The organism is Sphingobium sp. AS12 (assembly GCF_019097845.1).
Lineage (GTDB): Bacteria > Pseudomonadota > Alphaproteobacteria > Sphingomonadales > Sphingomonadaceae > Sphingobium.
On record NZ_JAHRGM010000002.1, the window covers coordinates 60,530 to 75,611 of the forward strand.

Below are 15,082 nucleotides of genomic sequence, written 5' to 3' on the forward strand. Positions count from 1 at the left end.
ACTGGCCATGAACGCCAGCCGAATATTCAGCCGATTTTGGGCAGGCCGCTGCTGTTGGCAAGCCCCTGCGCCAGCGATTCCAGCACGGTGCGCAATTCCGGGTCGCCAATGTCGCGCAGCGAATCGCCCAGTTCGACCGGAATGGGTTTGAGGTTGCGCGGCGGTGGGCGGCGTTCAGCGGGGGTCGGCATGATGTCTCCCTGCCGCATCGCAACTTTCGCCACGGCGGCATAGCCGAAAAAGCGGTTCACCCGTTCAATCAGGTCGGGCAACATATGCTGCACCATTGGCGCATGGCCGCTCATGACTGTCAGTTGCAGCGTGCCGCCTGCCTTCTGCCCCACCGGGAAGCGGATCGATTCGGGCGCGGAAATGCTGGCATAATGGCTGCCGACGATTTCCGACCATCGGGTGACGATGCTCGATTGGACGAAGCCGAATTTGCGGAAGGCGGCGCGGCCGATGTCGGGCATCAGGTCGGCGATTCGCCGCGATCCGCCGATGCGCGGGCGTTCCGCTGCTGGAATGGCGCGGCTTTTCACTTTAGGCGTCGGGGGGCGTTCCGTCATGGGTCGCACCATGGCATAGCGCCGCCATGCGCGTCGAGGGTGACATGACAAAGGACGGGGGAAAAATAGCAACGGACCTGCTGGCCCATTATGATGTCCATGCCCGGCGCCTGGCGTGGCGCGCGCTGCCCGGTGCCAATGCGGCCGATCCTTACCGGGTCTGGCTGTCCGAAGTCATGCTGCAACAGACGACGGTGGCGGCAGTCGGCCCCTATTTCGCGACATTCACTGCGCGCTGGCCCAGCGTCGAGGCGCTGGCGGCAGCGGCGGATGCCGATCTGATGGCGGCGTGGGCCGGGCTTGGCTATTATGCTCGCGCCCGCAACCTGCTCGCCTGCGCGCGGGCGGTGGTGCGCGACCATGGCGGGGTGTTCCCCGATACGGAGGAAGGGCTGCGCGCGTTGCCGGGGGTGGGTGCCTATACCGCCGCTGCGGTGGCCGCGATCGCCTTTGGGCGGCGCGCGGTGGTGGTGGACGCCAATGTAGAGCGCGTGGTGGCGCGCCTGTTTGCCATCGACACCCCGCTGCCTGCCGCCCGCCCGGCGATCCGTGCGGCGGCGGATGCGATCACGCCCGATGCGCGGGCGGGGGATTTTGCGCAGGCGATGATGGATCTGGGCGCGACCATCTGCACGTCGCGCAATCCGGCCTGCGGCATCTGCCCGCTGCGGAACGATTGCGCGGCGGTGCGGACGGCCGATCCTGCGGCCTATCCGGTCAAGGCGGCCAAGAAGGCGCGGCCCCACCGGACTGGTCATGGCTGGTGGATCGAGCGGGCGGACGGCCATGTCTGGCTGGTCCGTCGCCCGGACAAGGGATTGTTGGGCGGGATGCGCGCATTGCCCAGTTCCGACTGGAGCGCCGATCCCGACGCCACACCGCCCTTTGCCGCCGACTGGCGGATGCTGGCCGAGCCGGTCGATCATGTTTTCACCCATTTCTCACTGGCGTTGGCCGTCCACACGACCCATGTGGGGGAGGATCATGCCCCGTCCGGTGCGGGCGAATGGTGGCCGGTCGCGCGCATTGCCGATGCGGGGCTGCCCACTTTATTTGCCCGCGCGGCGCAGGCGGTGTTGAAGGAGAAGGATGCGGATGCACGGCACTGACCCCCGGCTGGACGATCCGCCCGGCTTCGTCGGCGGCACGCTCGACCGCGTCGATCATATCCGCACCAACCCTGCACTGCTGGCGCAGACCTTCGCTGATCCGGCGGCGCGGCTGCTGGTGCTGGACGGGCTGGAGCCGGTGGAGGTTGATGGCGCGCTGGTGCTGGAGCCGATCGAGGCTGACGCGAGGGTCGAGGATCATGTGCTGCTGGGGCTAGATCCGGCGGGGCGGCCTATATTTGCTGAACTGCTGGTCGAGTTGACGAGTGGTTTCGGTGCGACACCGCGTAGCCGGGCGCTGGCAGGGCAGGTGTCGGCGCAGGAACTGGCGCTCTATGGCACGGCGCGCAGTCTGCTGCATTGGCATGTCCGCCACCGATTCTGTGCGGTGTGTGGGGGGAGGACTGGTCCGGTCAAGGCGGGCTGGGCGCGCCAGTGCGGGGCATGTCAGGCGGAACATTTCCCGCGCGTGGACCCGGTGTCGATCATGCTGGCGGAATATGAGGGCAAGGTGTTGCTGGGTCGTCAGCACGCCTGGCCACCGGGTCGCTATTCGGCGCTGGCGGGCTTTATCGAGCCGGGCGAGACGATCGAGGAAGCGGTCGCGCGCGAATTGTTCGAGGAAGCGGGCATCCGCGTCCATGACGTGCGCTATGTGATGAGCCAGCCATGGCCCTTCCCATCGTCGCTGATGATCGCCTGTATCGCGCAGGCGACCGGCGACGCGCTGAGCCTGGACGCGACCGAGATTGAGGACGCTTTCTGGTGTGATGCCGATGGCGTGCGCGCGGCGATGGCGGGGGAGCCGGACGCGCCCTTCATCGCGCCGCCGCGCATGGCGGTGGCCTGGCACCTGCTCGACCGCTGGCTGGCGGGCGTTGCCCCGCGCGAGCCAAGCGCGTAAGGCCGGTCACTCCATATATCGTTTCGGGAATAGCTTGCCTCCATGCTCAGCCTAGAAGAAGCCCAGTCGCGCGCGCAGGATCTGGTGAGCGCCGCGCGCAAGGCGGGAGCGGATGCAGCCGACGCCATTTATGCCTGCAACGCATCAACCAACGTATCGGTGCGGCTGGGGGCGCTGGAGGATGTCGAACGGTCCGAGGGCGAGGAAATCGGCCTGCGCGTGTTCATCGGGAACCGGTCGGCCAGCATTTCCGCGTCCGACATGAATCCCGCGACGCTTGGGACGTTGGTTGATCGCGCAGTGGCGATGGCGCGCGAGGCACCTGAAGATCCCTATGCGGGCCTGGCCCCGCAGGACAGGCTGATGAAGAAGCGCCCGCCAGCGCTGGACCTGACCGACAGCGAGGAGCCGGAACCCGCCGCGCTCCGCGAACGCGCGCTGGTGGCTGAGGAGGCTGCGCGCGCCGTGCCGGGCATCACCAACAGCGAAGGCGGCGGCGCGTCGAGCGGGCGCAGCCAGGTGGCGTTGGCGACCAGCCATGGCTTTGCCGGTGCCTACGGCGCGACCAGCCACTCGACCTGGGCCAGCGTATTGGCAGGCAGCGGCGCAGACATGCAGCGCGACTATGCCAGCCATAATGTGCGCCATCTGGAGGATCTGGACGATGCCGAGGCGATCGGCGTGCGGGCGGGCCAGCGGGCAGTGGCGCGGCTGAAACCGGTCAAGGTCGATAGCGGGGTCATGCCGGTGATTTTTGATCCGCGCATCGGCTCCAGCCTGTTGGGGCATCTGATTGGTGGCATGGTCGGCCCAGCGATTGCGCGGCGGTCGAGCTTCCTGCTCGAATCGCTGGGCGAGGCGCTGTTTGACGCGGGCGTGACCATCATCGACGATCCGCTGCTGGTGCGCGGCCTTAGATCGCGCCCGTTCGATGGCGAGGGGCTGCCGGTCGAACGGCGCGCGCTGATCGACAAGGGGGTGCTGACCGGATGGCTGATGGACAGCGCGTCGGCGCGGCAATTGGGGCAGGAGCCAACCGGCCATGCCAGCCGGGGCGGGAGCGGCGCGCCGGGCGTCAGCATTACCAACGTCCATATGGAAGCGGGCAGCATATCGCCGGGCGACCTGATGGCGGACGTGAAGCGCGGCATCTATGTCACCGAACTGATCGGTATGGGCGTCAATGGCGTCACCGGCGATTATAGCCGGGGGGCGGCGGGCTTTCTGATCGAAAATGGCGCGGTGGCCCATGCCGTGTCGGAAATCACGATTGCCAGCAATCTGAAGGCGATGTTCAAATCGCTCGTCCCCGCCAACGACCTGCATTTCCGCTATGCGATGAACGTGCCGACGCTGCGCGTCGACGGGATGACCGTTGCCGGGGGCTGAACTGGATCTGCGCGCCATCGTGGCGGCCGTGTCGGACGCGGCCGATCATGCGCTAACGCTGTGGGCAGGTGGCGAGACGCGCGTGCGCCAGTGGGAAAAAGTGCCCGGCCACCCGGTGTGCGAGGCTGATCTGGAAGTGGACGGCCTGCTGCGCGCATCGCTGGGCGCGATCGATCCGGGCGCGGGATGGCTGTCGGAGGAGACGGCGGATACCGTGCATCGGCTGGGCGTGTCGCGGGTGTGGGTGGTCGATCCGATCGACGGCACGCGCGATTATCTGCGCGGGCGACCCGGATGGGCGGTGTCGGTCGCGCTGGTGGAGGATGGCGCGGTGCGGCTGGGTATATTGGCAGCACCCGCTCGCAACGAATATTGGATCGCGCAGGCCGGGCAGGGCGCGACGCGCAACGGGCGGACTCTTCGTGCTGGTTCGCGCGATGCTCTGGCGGGCGCGCGGGTGCCGGCCGAACAATTGCCGCGCATCGACCGTGATCTGGTGACGGTGGAAAAGCCCAACAGCATCGCGCTGCGCATGGCGATGGTTGCGGCGGACGAGGCCGATCTGGTCGCCACGGTGCGCTGGGGCAATGAGTGGGACATCGCCGCCGCCGCGATCATATGTCAGGAGGCGGGCGCTATGGTGACCGATGCGCTGGGCGATCCGTTGCTGTTCAACCGGCCCCGACCGACCGCCTTTGGCCTGCTCTGCGCAGCGCCCGGCATCCACGCTGCCGCCACCGAACGACTGGCGCCGCGCGCGCGGGAGATATTGGGCGGTTAAGTGCAACTGCGCAGCGTATCGGTGGGCAGGATTTGCTTCAGGCGATGGCGCACGACGTCGGCCCAGATATGATAGCCCTGCGCATTCATGTGGACGCCGTCCGGTTGATAATTGTCCCCAAGCTGGCCGTCCTTGAGCAATGGCGACGTGATGTCGGCATAGAAGCTTGCGGGCATATGCGGGATCAGCCGCTGGGCGGCGGCGTTGAACAGGCGCTGATCCGGCAGGCTGGCGGCGCGACCGGGGCTGGGTTTCATCGACAACACAAGCACCGGCAGATCGCCGAATTTTTGGCGGCGCATGTCGAGGAAGGCGGCAAGCTGGCGGATGATGGTGCGCACGGGAACGCCGGTGGCGATGTCATTTTCCCCCGCATAGAGGATGATCGCACGGGGGTGACCATCGGCGGGGTCGATATGGGCGAAGCGCGGCAGAATGTCGACAAAAGTCGCGCTGTTGATGCCGCGATTATGGGCGATCCACGGGGCCATGTCGCGATCGAGGCTGGTCCAGCGGTGGACCGAGCTGCTGCCCACGAACCAGAGGGTGCAGTTGCCCTGACGGTTGGCATCATCAGGCAGGACCATATTGGCTTCGCGATAGCGTGTGACGAGCATCCAGCTGCCGACAATCAGGCCGAACACGGCCAGCGCCACTGCCAGCTTGGCCAGGGGCGATGCGTTGAGGCTAGTCAAAGGGCGCTTATCCGTCATCCCGTCCAGTCTTAGCGCATTTGCCGGCGCGGAAAAGCCACCGTAAAGGGACGCGGTAGCGCCTTGTTTACCCTGATGGTTAATTGGAAGGCAGCAGTCCATGCGCTAACTCCATGATCGGGGACATGGGGTTATCATGTGACGAAAAATCCGTCGGTGGACCTGCTCAAGGGTGCGCTGATCATATTGGTCATGGCCGGACATTCCATGGAACTGACGCAACAGCATCATCTGGCGCTGTGGGTCGGGGCGGGCTTTCGTATGCCGTTGATGATCGGCATTTCAGGCTACCTGCTCAATGTGACACGAACCCGGAACGACCCGCCGGAGCGGATGTTTGGCCGTTATGGCAGCCGGATGCTGCTGCCATGGGCCGTGGCGCTATTGGTCTATATATTGGTCAGTGGCTGGCAGATCAGCTGGACGTTGCCGATCGAGCTGCTGCTGCACCCGCCCTTCCACCTCTGGTATGTGCCGGTGCTGTTCTTCCTGATCCTGGTGACGCGGCTGGTGCCTTTGTCGCCGCTCCTGTTGCTGGCGATCGGTACGCCAGTCAGTTTGGCGACCATGTATAGTTTCGGGCTGAACCATGGCGTCGTCGGCGTCAGCCTGTTGTCGCCCGATAGTCGCTTCCTGCGCTATCCGGTCTATTTCTTCTTCGGGATGCTGATGGCGGAGCGGGGATTGCCGACCCGCTATCTGGGGGTGACGCTGCTGCTGGGCGCGCTGGGCATGGGGTGGTGGAGCGCACTCTATGGCAGCGAAAACGGTCTGGCCTTTGTGCCTGCCCGGTTGCTGATGTGCCTGGGGCTGATCGCGCTGCTGCCTCAGCTGTCGGCGCTGCGCCTGTCATTTGGACCGCTCAATGCGGTCGGGCGGGACAGCCTGTTCTTCTATCTATGGCACCCGTTGGCGATGGCGGCGGTCATGTTGGCGGGCGCGGGTGCGCTTCCCACGTTGGCGCTGTCCATCCTGCTGCTGGCGATCGCCAGCAGGTGGTCGGCGCGCAATGCGCTGGTTCAGAGGCTCGTTGGCAGTGCGGCGGCAGTGCGTCCGGCGTCAGCGTCGATGGGGCAAGCACCGGTTCCGGCCAGCGCCTGACCGGTCAGAGCTTGCCATATTTGGCTTCGAAGCCGGCAATGTCGCCTGCCGCGAGATATTTGGCCTGATCGATCCACTGGTCGCGGACCGGACGGCCTTTGAAATTGCCGAGTTTCGCGTCGATCGCGGCCAGGTCCGTGTCGGTCCAGGCGGCGATTTGGGCGAAGCGGGTGATGCCGAGCTCAATCAGCAATGTCCTGAGCTTTGGCCCCACGCCTTTGAGGCGGAGCAGGTCGTCCTCGCCTTCCGGTGCAGCCGTGACGGCGGGTGACACAGGCACGGGTTCGTGTGCCGGTGTCGGTTCGACTGCGACGGGGGCGATTGGCGCGGTGACGGGGGCCTCGGCTTCGACCGGCACGACGACGGGGGCAGCGGGCACCGGCTCCACAAAGGCGACAGGTGGGGTTTCGGCGGGCGGGGTTGGCGCGATGTCCTGCATAACGTCCTGGGCCTTGCCCCTGCCGGACAACAGAAAGACGAGGCCGATGATGACCAGCAGCCCGATCAGCAGCCACAGGCCATAGTCCATGAAAAATTCCTGCATCGCGCGTCGCCTTTCGTGAATATGCCGTCGCTATCTAGGGCTGTGTCGCCCCGCTCGGCAAGGCTTCATGCCTGTTCGCGGGCGACTTCGCGCCAGCCAATGTCGCGGCGGCAGAAGCCGGTGGGGAAGTCGATCGCATCGACCGCGGCATAGGCCGCCGCCTGCGCCGCGCCGACCGTATCGCCGGTTGCGGTCACATTGAGGACGCGACCGCCATTGGCGACCAGCGTGCCGTCCTGATCCGCGGTTCCGGCGTGGAACACGAGCGCGCCACCGGCCTGCGCCGCGTCGATGCCGCTGATTGCGCCACCCTTGTCCGGGGTGCCGGGATAGCCATTGGCGGCCATGACGATGGTGAGCGCGGTGCGGCTCGCCAGCTCGACCGGACCTTGGGCTTCCAGCGTCCCCTGCGCGACGCTGAGCAGCAGGTCGACCAGATCGCCGTCGAAGCGCATCATCAGCACCTGACATTCCGGGTCGCCAAAGCGGGCATTATATTCGATCAGCTTGGGGCCCTGATCGGTCAGCATCAGCCCGGCATAGAGGACGCCGGAATAGGGCATCCCTTCCGTCGCCATGGTGGCGACCGTAGGCTTGATGATCGTTTCGATGACCTGGGCTTCCAGCTCAGGGGTCAGGACGCGGGCCGGGCTATAGGCACCCATGCCGCCGGTATTGGGTCCGGTATCGCCATCGCCTACGCGCTTGTGATCCTGCGCCGATCCGAAGGGCAGGATGGCGGTGCCGTCGGTCAGCGCGAAGAAGCTGGCTTCCTCGCCGGCCATGAATTCTTCCAGCACCACTTCCTCGCCCGCAGCGCCGAACGCGCCGGAGAACATGGTGTCGAGTGCTTCGAGCGCCTCGTCACGGGTTTCGGCGATGATCACACCTTTGCCCGCGGCCAGACCATCGGCCTTGATCACGACCGGCAGCGCGAAATCGTCGAGCGCGGCAATCGCGCCATCCTTGCTGGTGACGCGGACATAGGCGGCGGTCGGAATGTTCGCGCGTTTGCACAGATCCTTGGTAAAGCCCTTGGACCCTTCGAGCTGGGCGGCTTTCTTGTTCGGGCCGAACACCGGCACGCCCATGGTGCGCAGATTGTCGGCGAGGCCATCGACCAGCGGCGCTTCCGGGCCGATGACGACCAGGCCGATCGAATGGCGGGTGCAGAAATCCAGCACGGCGCGATGATCGGTTGCGGCGAGGTCGACCAATGTCGCGTGCTGGGCTATGCCGGGGTTGCCCGGCGCGGCGTAGAGCGTATCGAGCCGGGGCGATTGCGCCAGCTTCCACGCCAGCGCATGTTCACGGCCGCCGCCGCCAAGCAAAAGGATGTTCATGTCGCCCATGTCCCCGGAATATGATGCCTATGACAGTTCGGGCCGCCTGTTAGCGGAGGAACGGGCGGGCGACAACGCGCCGCCGCTGTCCGTCAGCGAATTGTCGGGGTTGCTCAAGCGCACGGTGGAGGATCGCTTCGGCCATGTCCGGCTGCGCGGTGAGATTTCCGGCTTCAAGCGGGCGGCGTCCGGGCATCTCTATCTGGCGCTGAAAGACGATAATGCCGTGCTGGACGGGGTGATGTGGAAGGGCGGGGCGCAGCGGCTGGCCTTTGCGCCGCAGGACGGGGTGGAGGTGATCGCGACCGGCAAGCTGACCACCTATCCCGGCCGGTCCAAATATCAGATCGTCATCGAGCGGATGGAATTGGCGGGCGAAGGCGCGCTGATGGCGTTGCTGGAGAAGCTGAAAGCGAAACTGGCGGGCGAGGGGCTGTTCGCAGCGGAGCGCAAGCGGCGGCTGCCCTTCCTGCCGCGCACCATCGGCGTCGTGACGTCGCCCACGGGCGCTGTGATTCGCGATATCTTGCACCGGCTGGCGGATCGCTGCCCGACCGATGTGCTGGTCTGGCCGGTATTGGTGCAGGGGCAGGGGTCTGCCGAACAGATTGCGCGGGCGGTGCGCGGGTTCAGCGCGATGGAAGCGGGCGGGCCGCTGCCCCGGCCCGATCTGGTGATCGTGGCGCGCGGGGGCGGGTCGATCGAGGATCTGTGGAGCTTCAACGAGGAAATCGTCGTGCGGGCGGTCGCCGACTGTTCGATCCCGATCATATCGGCGGTCGGGCATGAAACCGATACGACGCTGTGCGACTATGCCGCCGACATGCGCGCGCCAACTCCAACGGCGGCGGCGGAAATGGCGGTGCCGGTGCGGGCGGAGCTACTGGCGGGCTTGAGCGAAATGGGCCTGCGCGCCGGGCGCGCGGTGCGACGCGGGGCGGGGCAGGCGAAGGAAAGGCTGGAGATGCAGGCACGGCTGATGCCGACGCCGGATATGTTGCTGGCGCCGCAGCGGCAGCGGCTAGACCAACTGTCCGACGCGCTGGGTAGCGGCTTGCGGCACCGGATTGCGGATGCGCGCGGGCAATTGGGGCAAGCCGGTGGCGCGTTGCGGCCCGCGCTGCTCCAGCAATATCTTGCACGCGCGACCGAGCGGCTGGACCGGTTGCGCCCGCGCCCGGACTATCTGGCGCGGGTCTATCGCGATCGGGCGACGGCGCTCGACCGGGTGTCGCGCCATTTCGCCTCGCTCGACCCCGACCTGCCGCTGGCGCGGGGTTATGCGCGGGTGATGGCGGGGGCGCGACTGGTTCAGTCGGTCGCGGCAGCACAGGCGGCGGGCGCGGTGACTCTGCATTTCCGGGACGGGACGGTCGATGCCGCCGTTGGGCAAGGCGGGGCATCGCTTGAGAAGCCCGGCCCAGCCGCTATATCTGCTCCACCACGCCCAACGCGCAAAGCGCGCGGCGCGGACGACGTGCCGCAGCAGGATTTGTTTTCGTGAAGCGCCAGAAAGGCTGACAAATGTTGATGTCCAACAGCGACCGTGTCGCCCGGCTCCATTATATGGCCTATAGTTTCCGCGTGTTGCAGGCGGGCGACCATGTGTTGTGCGCCGTGACGGGCCAGAAAATCGCGCTGGAAGATCTGCGCTACTGGAGCATCGCGCGGCAGGAGCCCTATGCCAATGCCGAAGCCTCCGCGCGGGCCGAGATCAAGGCGACCGGCGGGCGATGAGGCGCTGGGCCGCAGCGCTGCTGCTGGCACTGGTGGGAGCCTCCGCACCTGCCGCCCCCGTGCAGACGCGGGCGAATTTCGTGATTGTCGGACCAGTGACACAGGGCGGGGCGCTGCTGGGGACCGTGCCGACCGGCACGGTGGCGCTGACGCTGGATGGCAAGTTGGTCCCGGTCGATGCCGACGGCCGGTTCCTGATCGCCTTCGATCGCGATGCCGGGCCGACCGCGCAACTGGTCGCCCGGCTGGCCGATGGCCGCGTGGTCGAGCGCCCGATCGCCATTGCCCCCCGCGCTTGGCGGATCGAGCGGATCAATGCGCCGATGCGCCCGACCAAAAGCACCGAGGCGTTTCTGGCGCTGCGCAAACCGGAATTGGAACAGATTGCCGCAGCGCGCACGTTGGTGACAGACGCCAAAGGCTGGCGGCAGCGCTTCATCTGGCCGCGTATCGGTCGTCTGTCCGGCCTGTTCGGATCGCAGCGTGTCTATCAGGGGACGCCGGGTGCCTATCATGGCGGGGTCGACATTGCAGGTGCGACCGGCGCGCCGGTGGTGGCACCGGCTGACGGGGTGGTGGTGCTGGCGGCGGCGGACAAGCCCTTCACGCTGGAGGGGCATTTATTGATGATCGACCATGGCCATGGCCTGGGCAGCGCCTTCCTCCATCTGTCGCGGATCGACGTGAAGCCGGGCGATCATGTGGCGCAGGGGCAACGCATTGGCGCGGTCGGCGCGACCGGGCGCGCGACCGGGCCGCATCTCCATTGGGGGATGAAGTGGAATGACGCGCGGATCGACCCGCTGCTGCTTGCGGGACCGATGCCGAACGGGTTGTAGGCGCCTTAGCTGATCCGCTTCATCCGCACCGCGCGGCCACCATCGACCTTGCCCATGAAACTGCCCATGGCGGCACGTTTCAGTTCGATCGTCTGGCCGACCTTGGGATCACGCGCGGTCATGGCTTCGGTCGTGATCCATTGCGCGCCGTCCTCCAGCCCGATCTGCCATTTGCCATAACCAAGGCTGCGGACCGATGCGATCACTGTCTGGATATGGGTGATGCCTTCCTGCTCTGGCGCTTCTTCCTTGTCATCGCCGCCGCCAAGGAAGGGTAGTTTGGGGAAGGAGAAGCCGAACAGGGTCTTGCGGGTCTTGTTCAGTTCGCCCTTGTCCAGCACGACGACTTCATCGCGTTGCGCCGCAGCATCCATCGCGCCGACCTGCCGGTCGAAACAGGCGAGCCGCTCGGCATCGACGGGAATCGTGCGGCATTTCAAAAGGTCAGTGAAGATTTCCGGCCGGGGCTGCTGACGCTGCGGCGCGGCGGAGGATTGGGCCGCGATGCAGAGCGGGACCAGCAGAAACAATGCGCGCAAGCCCGTCATAAATCGTCTCTCCATCGCGTCGGACATAGTATTCCCTTACCATGCACCCGCCAGAGGCAAGGTCAATATGTGGCCGCTGGCCGCATCAGAACGCCCGTGATGTCACAATAGGCCTGCCTTGCTGCATCGCACGAAATGATTGCTGCATCCTGTTGTATCCCCGTGCAATAATATTGCTAATCACCTGTAAAACAGTCATGCCACGTTCATGTTGCAATAATGATACAGGGGCATCCAAAAGCGGTGAATGCCCTTTTCCACGGCTTTACAGCGCCCTTAACCCCGCGCAGTTTCCCGCCATCCATATGGGGGGATCGCTGTCGGGCACCATGTCCCCCCATAGGTAAACATTAGTGGCAGGCCATCTGCCAGCCTCCAGAGCAAGGGACTGGACCGTGAAGACATTTTCCAAGAGGGCACTTTTGCGTGCCAGCGTCGCACCGGCGATTCTGGGCGCGTCGCTGATCGCGACCGCCGCTATCGCACAGGATGCGCCGCAGGCCGCCGAAGCCGAAGCGGGCGACACCATCATCGTCACCGGATCGCTGATCAAGAACCCCAATCTGGCGCGTTCGACCCCGGTTACGGCGACCACCGCCGACCAGATCGAACTGAAGCAGAACAACACTGCCGAAGAAATTCTGCGTGAAATTCCTGGCATCGTTCCCAGCATCGGTTCGGCCGTCAACAACGGCAATGGCGGCGCTTCGTTCGTCAACCTGCGCGGCCTTGGTTCCAACCGCAACATCGTCCTGATCGACGGCAACCGTCTGGTTCCTGCCGAACTGAACGGTCGTTTCGACCTTAACAACATCCCGCTGGCCCTCATCGACCGCGTCGATGTGCTGACCGGTGGTGCTTCGACCACTTATGGTGCGGACGCCATTTCGGGTGTCGTCAACTTCGTCACCAAGTCCGACTTTGCCGGTCTGGAAGCGAATATCGCCAACCAGCTGACCGAAGAAGCCGACGGCCATTATGTCCGCGCCGACGTGACGCTGGGCGCCAATTTCGATGATGGCCGCGGCAACGTGGTGTTCTCGGTTGGCTATCAGCAGTCCGACCCGGTCTATCAGGGCGATCGTCCCTTCTCGGCCTTCTCGATCGACTCCTTCACAGGCGCCAATGGCGGTTCGGGCACGTCGACCCCGTCGCGCTTCACCAATGTCAACACGACCGGCGCCGATTCCATCACGACTGGTTGCGGCCTTGATGGACAGCCAGCCTGTAACGCCGTTCAGGGCAACCGCCAGGTTACTGCTGCTGGCGGCGCCTTCCGTGGCACCTCCGCGTTTGACGCCTATAACTTCAACCCGTTCAACATCTTCCAGACGCCGTTCGAGCGTTTCAACATGTACGGCGCAGGCCGCTACGAAGTTAGCGATGCGGTGGAAGTCTATTCGCGCGGCATCTTCTCGAAGAACACCGTCAGCACGATCATCGCGCCGTCGGGTGCCTTCGGCATCTCGGTCGTCGTTCCGCTCAGCAACCCGTATCTGACGGCTGCCCAGCGTAACGCCTTCTGCGCCTTCGACACGACGCCAGGCGTCGGCTATACCGCTCGCTTCTCGCCAGCTGAATGCGCCGCTGCCGCGACCGCGACCAGCCCGACCGATCCTAACTATCGCACCGTCACGACCACGCTGTCGCGTCGTGCGACCGAACTGGGTCCGCGTATCTCCGACTTCACCACCACCTTCTTCGATTATCGCATCGGCGCGCGCGGTGGTATCACCGACTCGATCGACTGGGATCTGTCGGGTAGCTATGGCGAATCCGAGAACGTCCAGACCCAGCAGGGCTACTGGCTGAACTCGCGCGTCCGTCAGGCGCTGCTGGCGACCAACACCGCCACCTGCCTGACCGACACCAATGGCTGCGTCCCGCTCAACGTGTTCGGCCCCGACGGCTCGATCACCGCAGCGCAGAACGCCTATCTGACGGCCAACAGCCAGGTCACGACCAAGACGTCGCTGGCCCAGGTCAAGGGCACCGTCAGCGGTGACTTCGGCGTTGCCTCGCCCTTCGGCACCGACAGCCTGGCTTTCGCGCTGGGTGGCGAATATCGCAAATATGGTGCCAGCCAGGAATCCGATCTGCTCTCGCAGTCGGGCGATCTGGGCGGTGCCGGTGGTGCTGCTCCGAACATCGACGGCGGCTATGACGTCTATGAAGCCTATGGCGAAATCATCCTGCCGCTGGTGCAGGACAAGCCCTTCTTCCAGGATCTGACGCTGGAAGCGGGTATCCGCTACTCCGACTATTCGGTCGATGGCGGTTCGGGCTACAACACCACCACTTGGAAGGTGGCCGGCAACTGGACGCCGGTTGACGGCATCAAGTTCCGCGGCAACTATTCGCGCGCCGTTCGTGCCCCGAACATCGCCGAACTGTTTGCGCCGGTGAACACCACGCTGACCAACCTCGACAGCGATCCCTGCGCCGGCGTTGCGCCGACCCAGAACGCCAATCTGGCGGCTGTCTGTATCGCCCAGGGCGCGACAGCAGCCCAGCTCGGCTCGATCATCAACGATCCGGCTGGTCAGGTGAACTCCACCGGTGGCGGTAACCTCGCCCTCGGCCCGGAAAAGTCGAACAGCTGGGGTCTGGGCGTGTCGCTTCAGCCTGCCGCCCTGCCGGGCTTCAGCCTGACGGTCGATTATTACAACATCAAGATTACGGGTGCGATTACCAACCCGACGCCTGATGACGTGATTTCGGCCTGCTTCGACAACATCACCGCCGCCAGCGCATCTGACGCAGCCTGCACCGGCATCCGTCGCGATCCGTCGACCGGCGCGCTGTTCGGTGAAGCGGCTGTCGTCGGCGGCCTGCCGCAGACCCTGTCGAACCTGGGCAAGCTGGCCACGGATGGTATCGACGTTCAGCTGAACTATCAGAAGGATGTCGGTTTCGCGAAGTGGGCGCTGAGCGCCAACGGCAACTGGACCAACAGCTCGACGTTCCAGGCAACCCCGACGTCGGTTAATCGCGAATGCGTTGGCCTCTACAGCGTCAACTGCGCCTCGATCCAGCCCAAGCTTTCCTGGTCGGTGCGTAACACTCTCTCGTTCGAGTCGGTCGATCTGTCGCTGCTGTGGCGCTATATCGACGGCGTGAAGTATGAGGATGGCGATGCGTTCGTCGGCACGCTGAACGGCAAGGAAGTCGATTTCAACCGTATCCCGGCTGAACATTATTTCGACCTGACCAGCCGCTTCCACGTTTCGGACGAGGTTACGCTGACCATGACGGTACAGAACCTGCTGGACAACCAGCCCAAGGTGGTCGGCAACACCATCGGTTCGACCAGCTACAACAGCGGTAACGTCTATCCGTCGACCTACGACGCGCTGGGCCGCCGCTACACGGTCGCTGCCAAGCTGCGCTTCTGATCCTTCGATCAGGCAAGACAAAGAAAGGGGGCCGGTGGCGACACCGGCCCCCTTTTTCTATGGCGGTGTGTGGCGCGCGGTGTTGGCGGCACGCGATGACGCCAGAGCAA

At 65.2% G+C, this 15,082-nt stretch carries 14 protein-coding genes; 9 read left to right on the forward strand and 5 right to left on the reverse strand.

Annotation, left to right across the window (positions count from 1 at the left end; translation table 11 throughout):
* Positions 1 to 26: 26 nt before the first annotated feature.
* Positions 27 to 569, reverse strand: coding sequence for a DUF721 domain-containing protein (locus tag KRZ98_RS04615; RefSeq protein WP_217672495.1), 543 nt, complete (start codon positions 567 to 569; stop codon positions 27 to 29).
* Positions 570 to 595: 26 nt separating this feature from the next.
* Here KRZ98_RS04615 and KRZ98_RS04620 point away from each other — a divergent pair, with 26 nt between their 5' ends.
* The 4 genes from KRZ98_RS04620 to KRZ98_RS04635 are packed head-to-tail and all read left to right on the forward strand — an operon-like array spanning position 596 to position 4,752.
* Positions 596 to 1,678 carry an A/G-specific adenine glycosylase gene (locus tag KRZ98_RS04620; protein WP_217672496.1) on the forward strand — a complete coding sequence of 361 codons (1,083 nt, stop codon included), beginning with the start codon at positions 596 to 598 and terminating at the stop codon, positions 1,676 to 1,678.
* Positions 1,665 to 2,582 (forward strand): NAD(+) diphosphatase, encoded by a 918-nt coding sequence (nudC, locus tag KRZ98_RS04625; RefSeq protein WP_217672497.1) that lies wholly within the window; start codon positions 1,665 to 1,667, stop codon positions 2,580 to 2,582. The genes KRZ98_RS04620 and nudC overlap by 14 nt, the downstream gene beginning before the upstream one ends.
* Positions 2,583 to 2,624: 42 nt before the next feature.
* Complete coding sequence (locus KRZ98_RS04630; RefSeq protein WP_217672498.1) at positions 2,625 to 3,971, forward strand: TldD/PmbA family protein; 1,347 nt, start codon at positions 2,625 to 2,627, stop codon at positions 3,969 to 3,971.
* Positions 3,958 to 4,752, forward strand: a complete 795-nt coding sequence (locus KRZ98_RS04635; RefSeq protein WP_217672499.1) for a 3'(2'),5'-bisphosphate nucleotidase CysQ — start codon at positions 3,958 to 3,960, stop codon at positions 4,750 to 4,752. The genes KRZ98_RS04630 and KRZ98_RS04635 overlap by 14 nt, the downstream gene beginning before the upstream one ends.
* On the opposite strand, the gene KRZ98_RS04640 is transcribed toward KRZ98_RS04635, so the two are convergent.
* A complete protein-coding gene (locus KRZ98_RS04640; protein WP_254798098.1) occupies positions 4,749 to 5,447 on the reverse strand; it encodes a GDSL-type esterase/lipase family protein in 699 nt (232 codons plus the stop codon). The two genes, KRZ98_RS04635 and KRZ98_RS04640, sit on opposite strands and share 4 nt — an antisense overlap.
* Before the next feature lie 156 nt (positions 5,448 to 5,603).
* On the opposite strand from KRZ98_RS04640, the gene KRZ98_RS04645 reads away from it, so the two are divergent.
* Positions 5,604 to 6,566, forward strand: coding sequence for an acyltransferase (locus KRZ98_RS04645; RefSeq protein WP_217672501.1), 963 nt, complete (start codon positions 5,604 to 5,606; stop codon positions 6,564 to 6,566).
* A gap of 4 nt (positions 6,567 to 6,570) precedes the next feature.
* Here the strand turns inward: KRZ98_RS04645 and KRZ98_RS04650 are convergent, their stop codons facing one another.
* Entirely contained in the window at positions 6,571 to 7,110 is a 540-nt protein-coding gene (locus KRZ98_RS04650; RefSeq protein ID WP_217672502.1) for a hypothetical protein, read from the reverse strand.
* A 65-nt stretch (positions 7,111 to 7,175) separates the two neighbouring features.
* Complete coding sequence (gene purD, locus KRZ98_RS04655) at positions 7,176 to 8,453, reverse strand: phosphoribosylamine--glycine ligase (RefSeq protein WP_217672503.1); 1,278 nt, start codon at positions 8,451 to 8,453, stop codon at positions 7,176 to 7,178.
* 7 nt (positions 8,454 to 8,460) lie between these two features.
* Here purD and xseA point away from each other — a divergent pair, with 7 nt between their 5' ends.
* The 3 genes from xseA to KRZ98_RS04670 are packed head-to-tail and all read left to right on the forward strand — an operon-like array spanning position 8,461 to position 11,029.
* A complete protein-coding gene (xseA, locus tag KRZ98_RS04660) occupies positions 8,461 to 9,957 on the forward strand; it encodes an exodeoxyribonuclease VII large subunit (RefSeq protein ID WP_217672565.1) in 1,497 nt (498 codons plus the stop codon).
* A gap of 20 nt (positions 9,958 to 9,977) precedes the next feature.
* Positions 9,978 to 10,190 carry a DUF2093 domain-containing protein gene (locus KRZ98_RS04665; RefSeq protein ID WP_217672504.1) on the forward strand — a complete coding sequence of 71 codons (213 nt, stop codon included), beginning with the start codon at positions 9,978 to 9,980 and terminating at the stop codon, positions 10,188 to 10,190.
* On the forward strand, positions 10,187 to 11,029 hold the full coding sequence (locus KRZ98_RS04670; protein WP_217672505.1) for a M23 family metallopeptidase: 843 nt from the start codon (positions 10,187 to 10,189) through the stop codon (positions 11,027 to 11,029). The genes KRZ98_RS04665 and KRZ98_RS04670 overlap by 4 nt, the downstream gene beginning before the upstream one ends.
* Before the next feature lie 5 nt (positions 11,030 to 11,034).
* Here the strand turns inward: KRZ98_RS04670 and KRZ98_RS04675 are convergent, their stop codons facing one another.
* The gene (locus tag KRZ98_RS04675) at positions 11,035 to 11,577 is read right to left on the reverse strand and encodes a hypothetical protein (protein ID WP_217672506.1); all 543 of its coding nucleotides are present in this window, start codon (positions 11,575 to 11,577) and stop codon (positions 11,035 to 11,037) included.
* A 395-nt stretch (positions 11,578 to 11,972) separates the two neighbouring features.
* Between KRZ98_RS04675 and KRZ98_RS04680 the strand changes: the two genes are divergently transcribed.
* Positions 11,973 to 14,972 (forward strand): TonB-dependent receptor, encoded by a 3,000-nt coding sequence (locus KRZ98_RS04680; protein ID WP_217672507.1) that lies wholly within the window; start codon positions 11,973 to 11,975, stop codon positions 14,970 to 14,972.
* Positions 14,973 to 15,082: the final 110 nt, after the last annotated feature.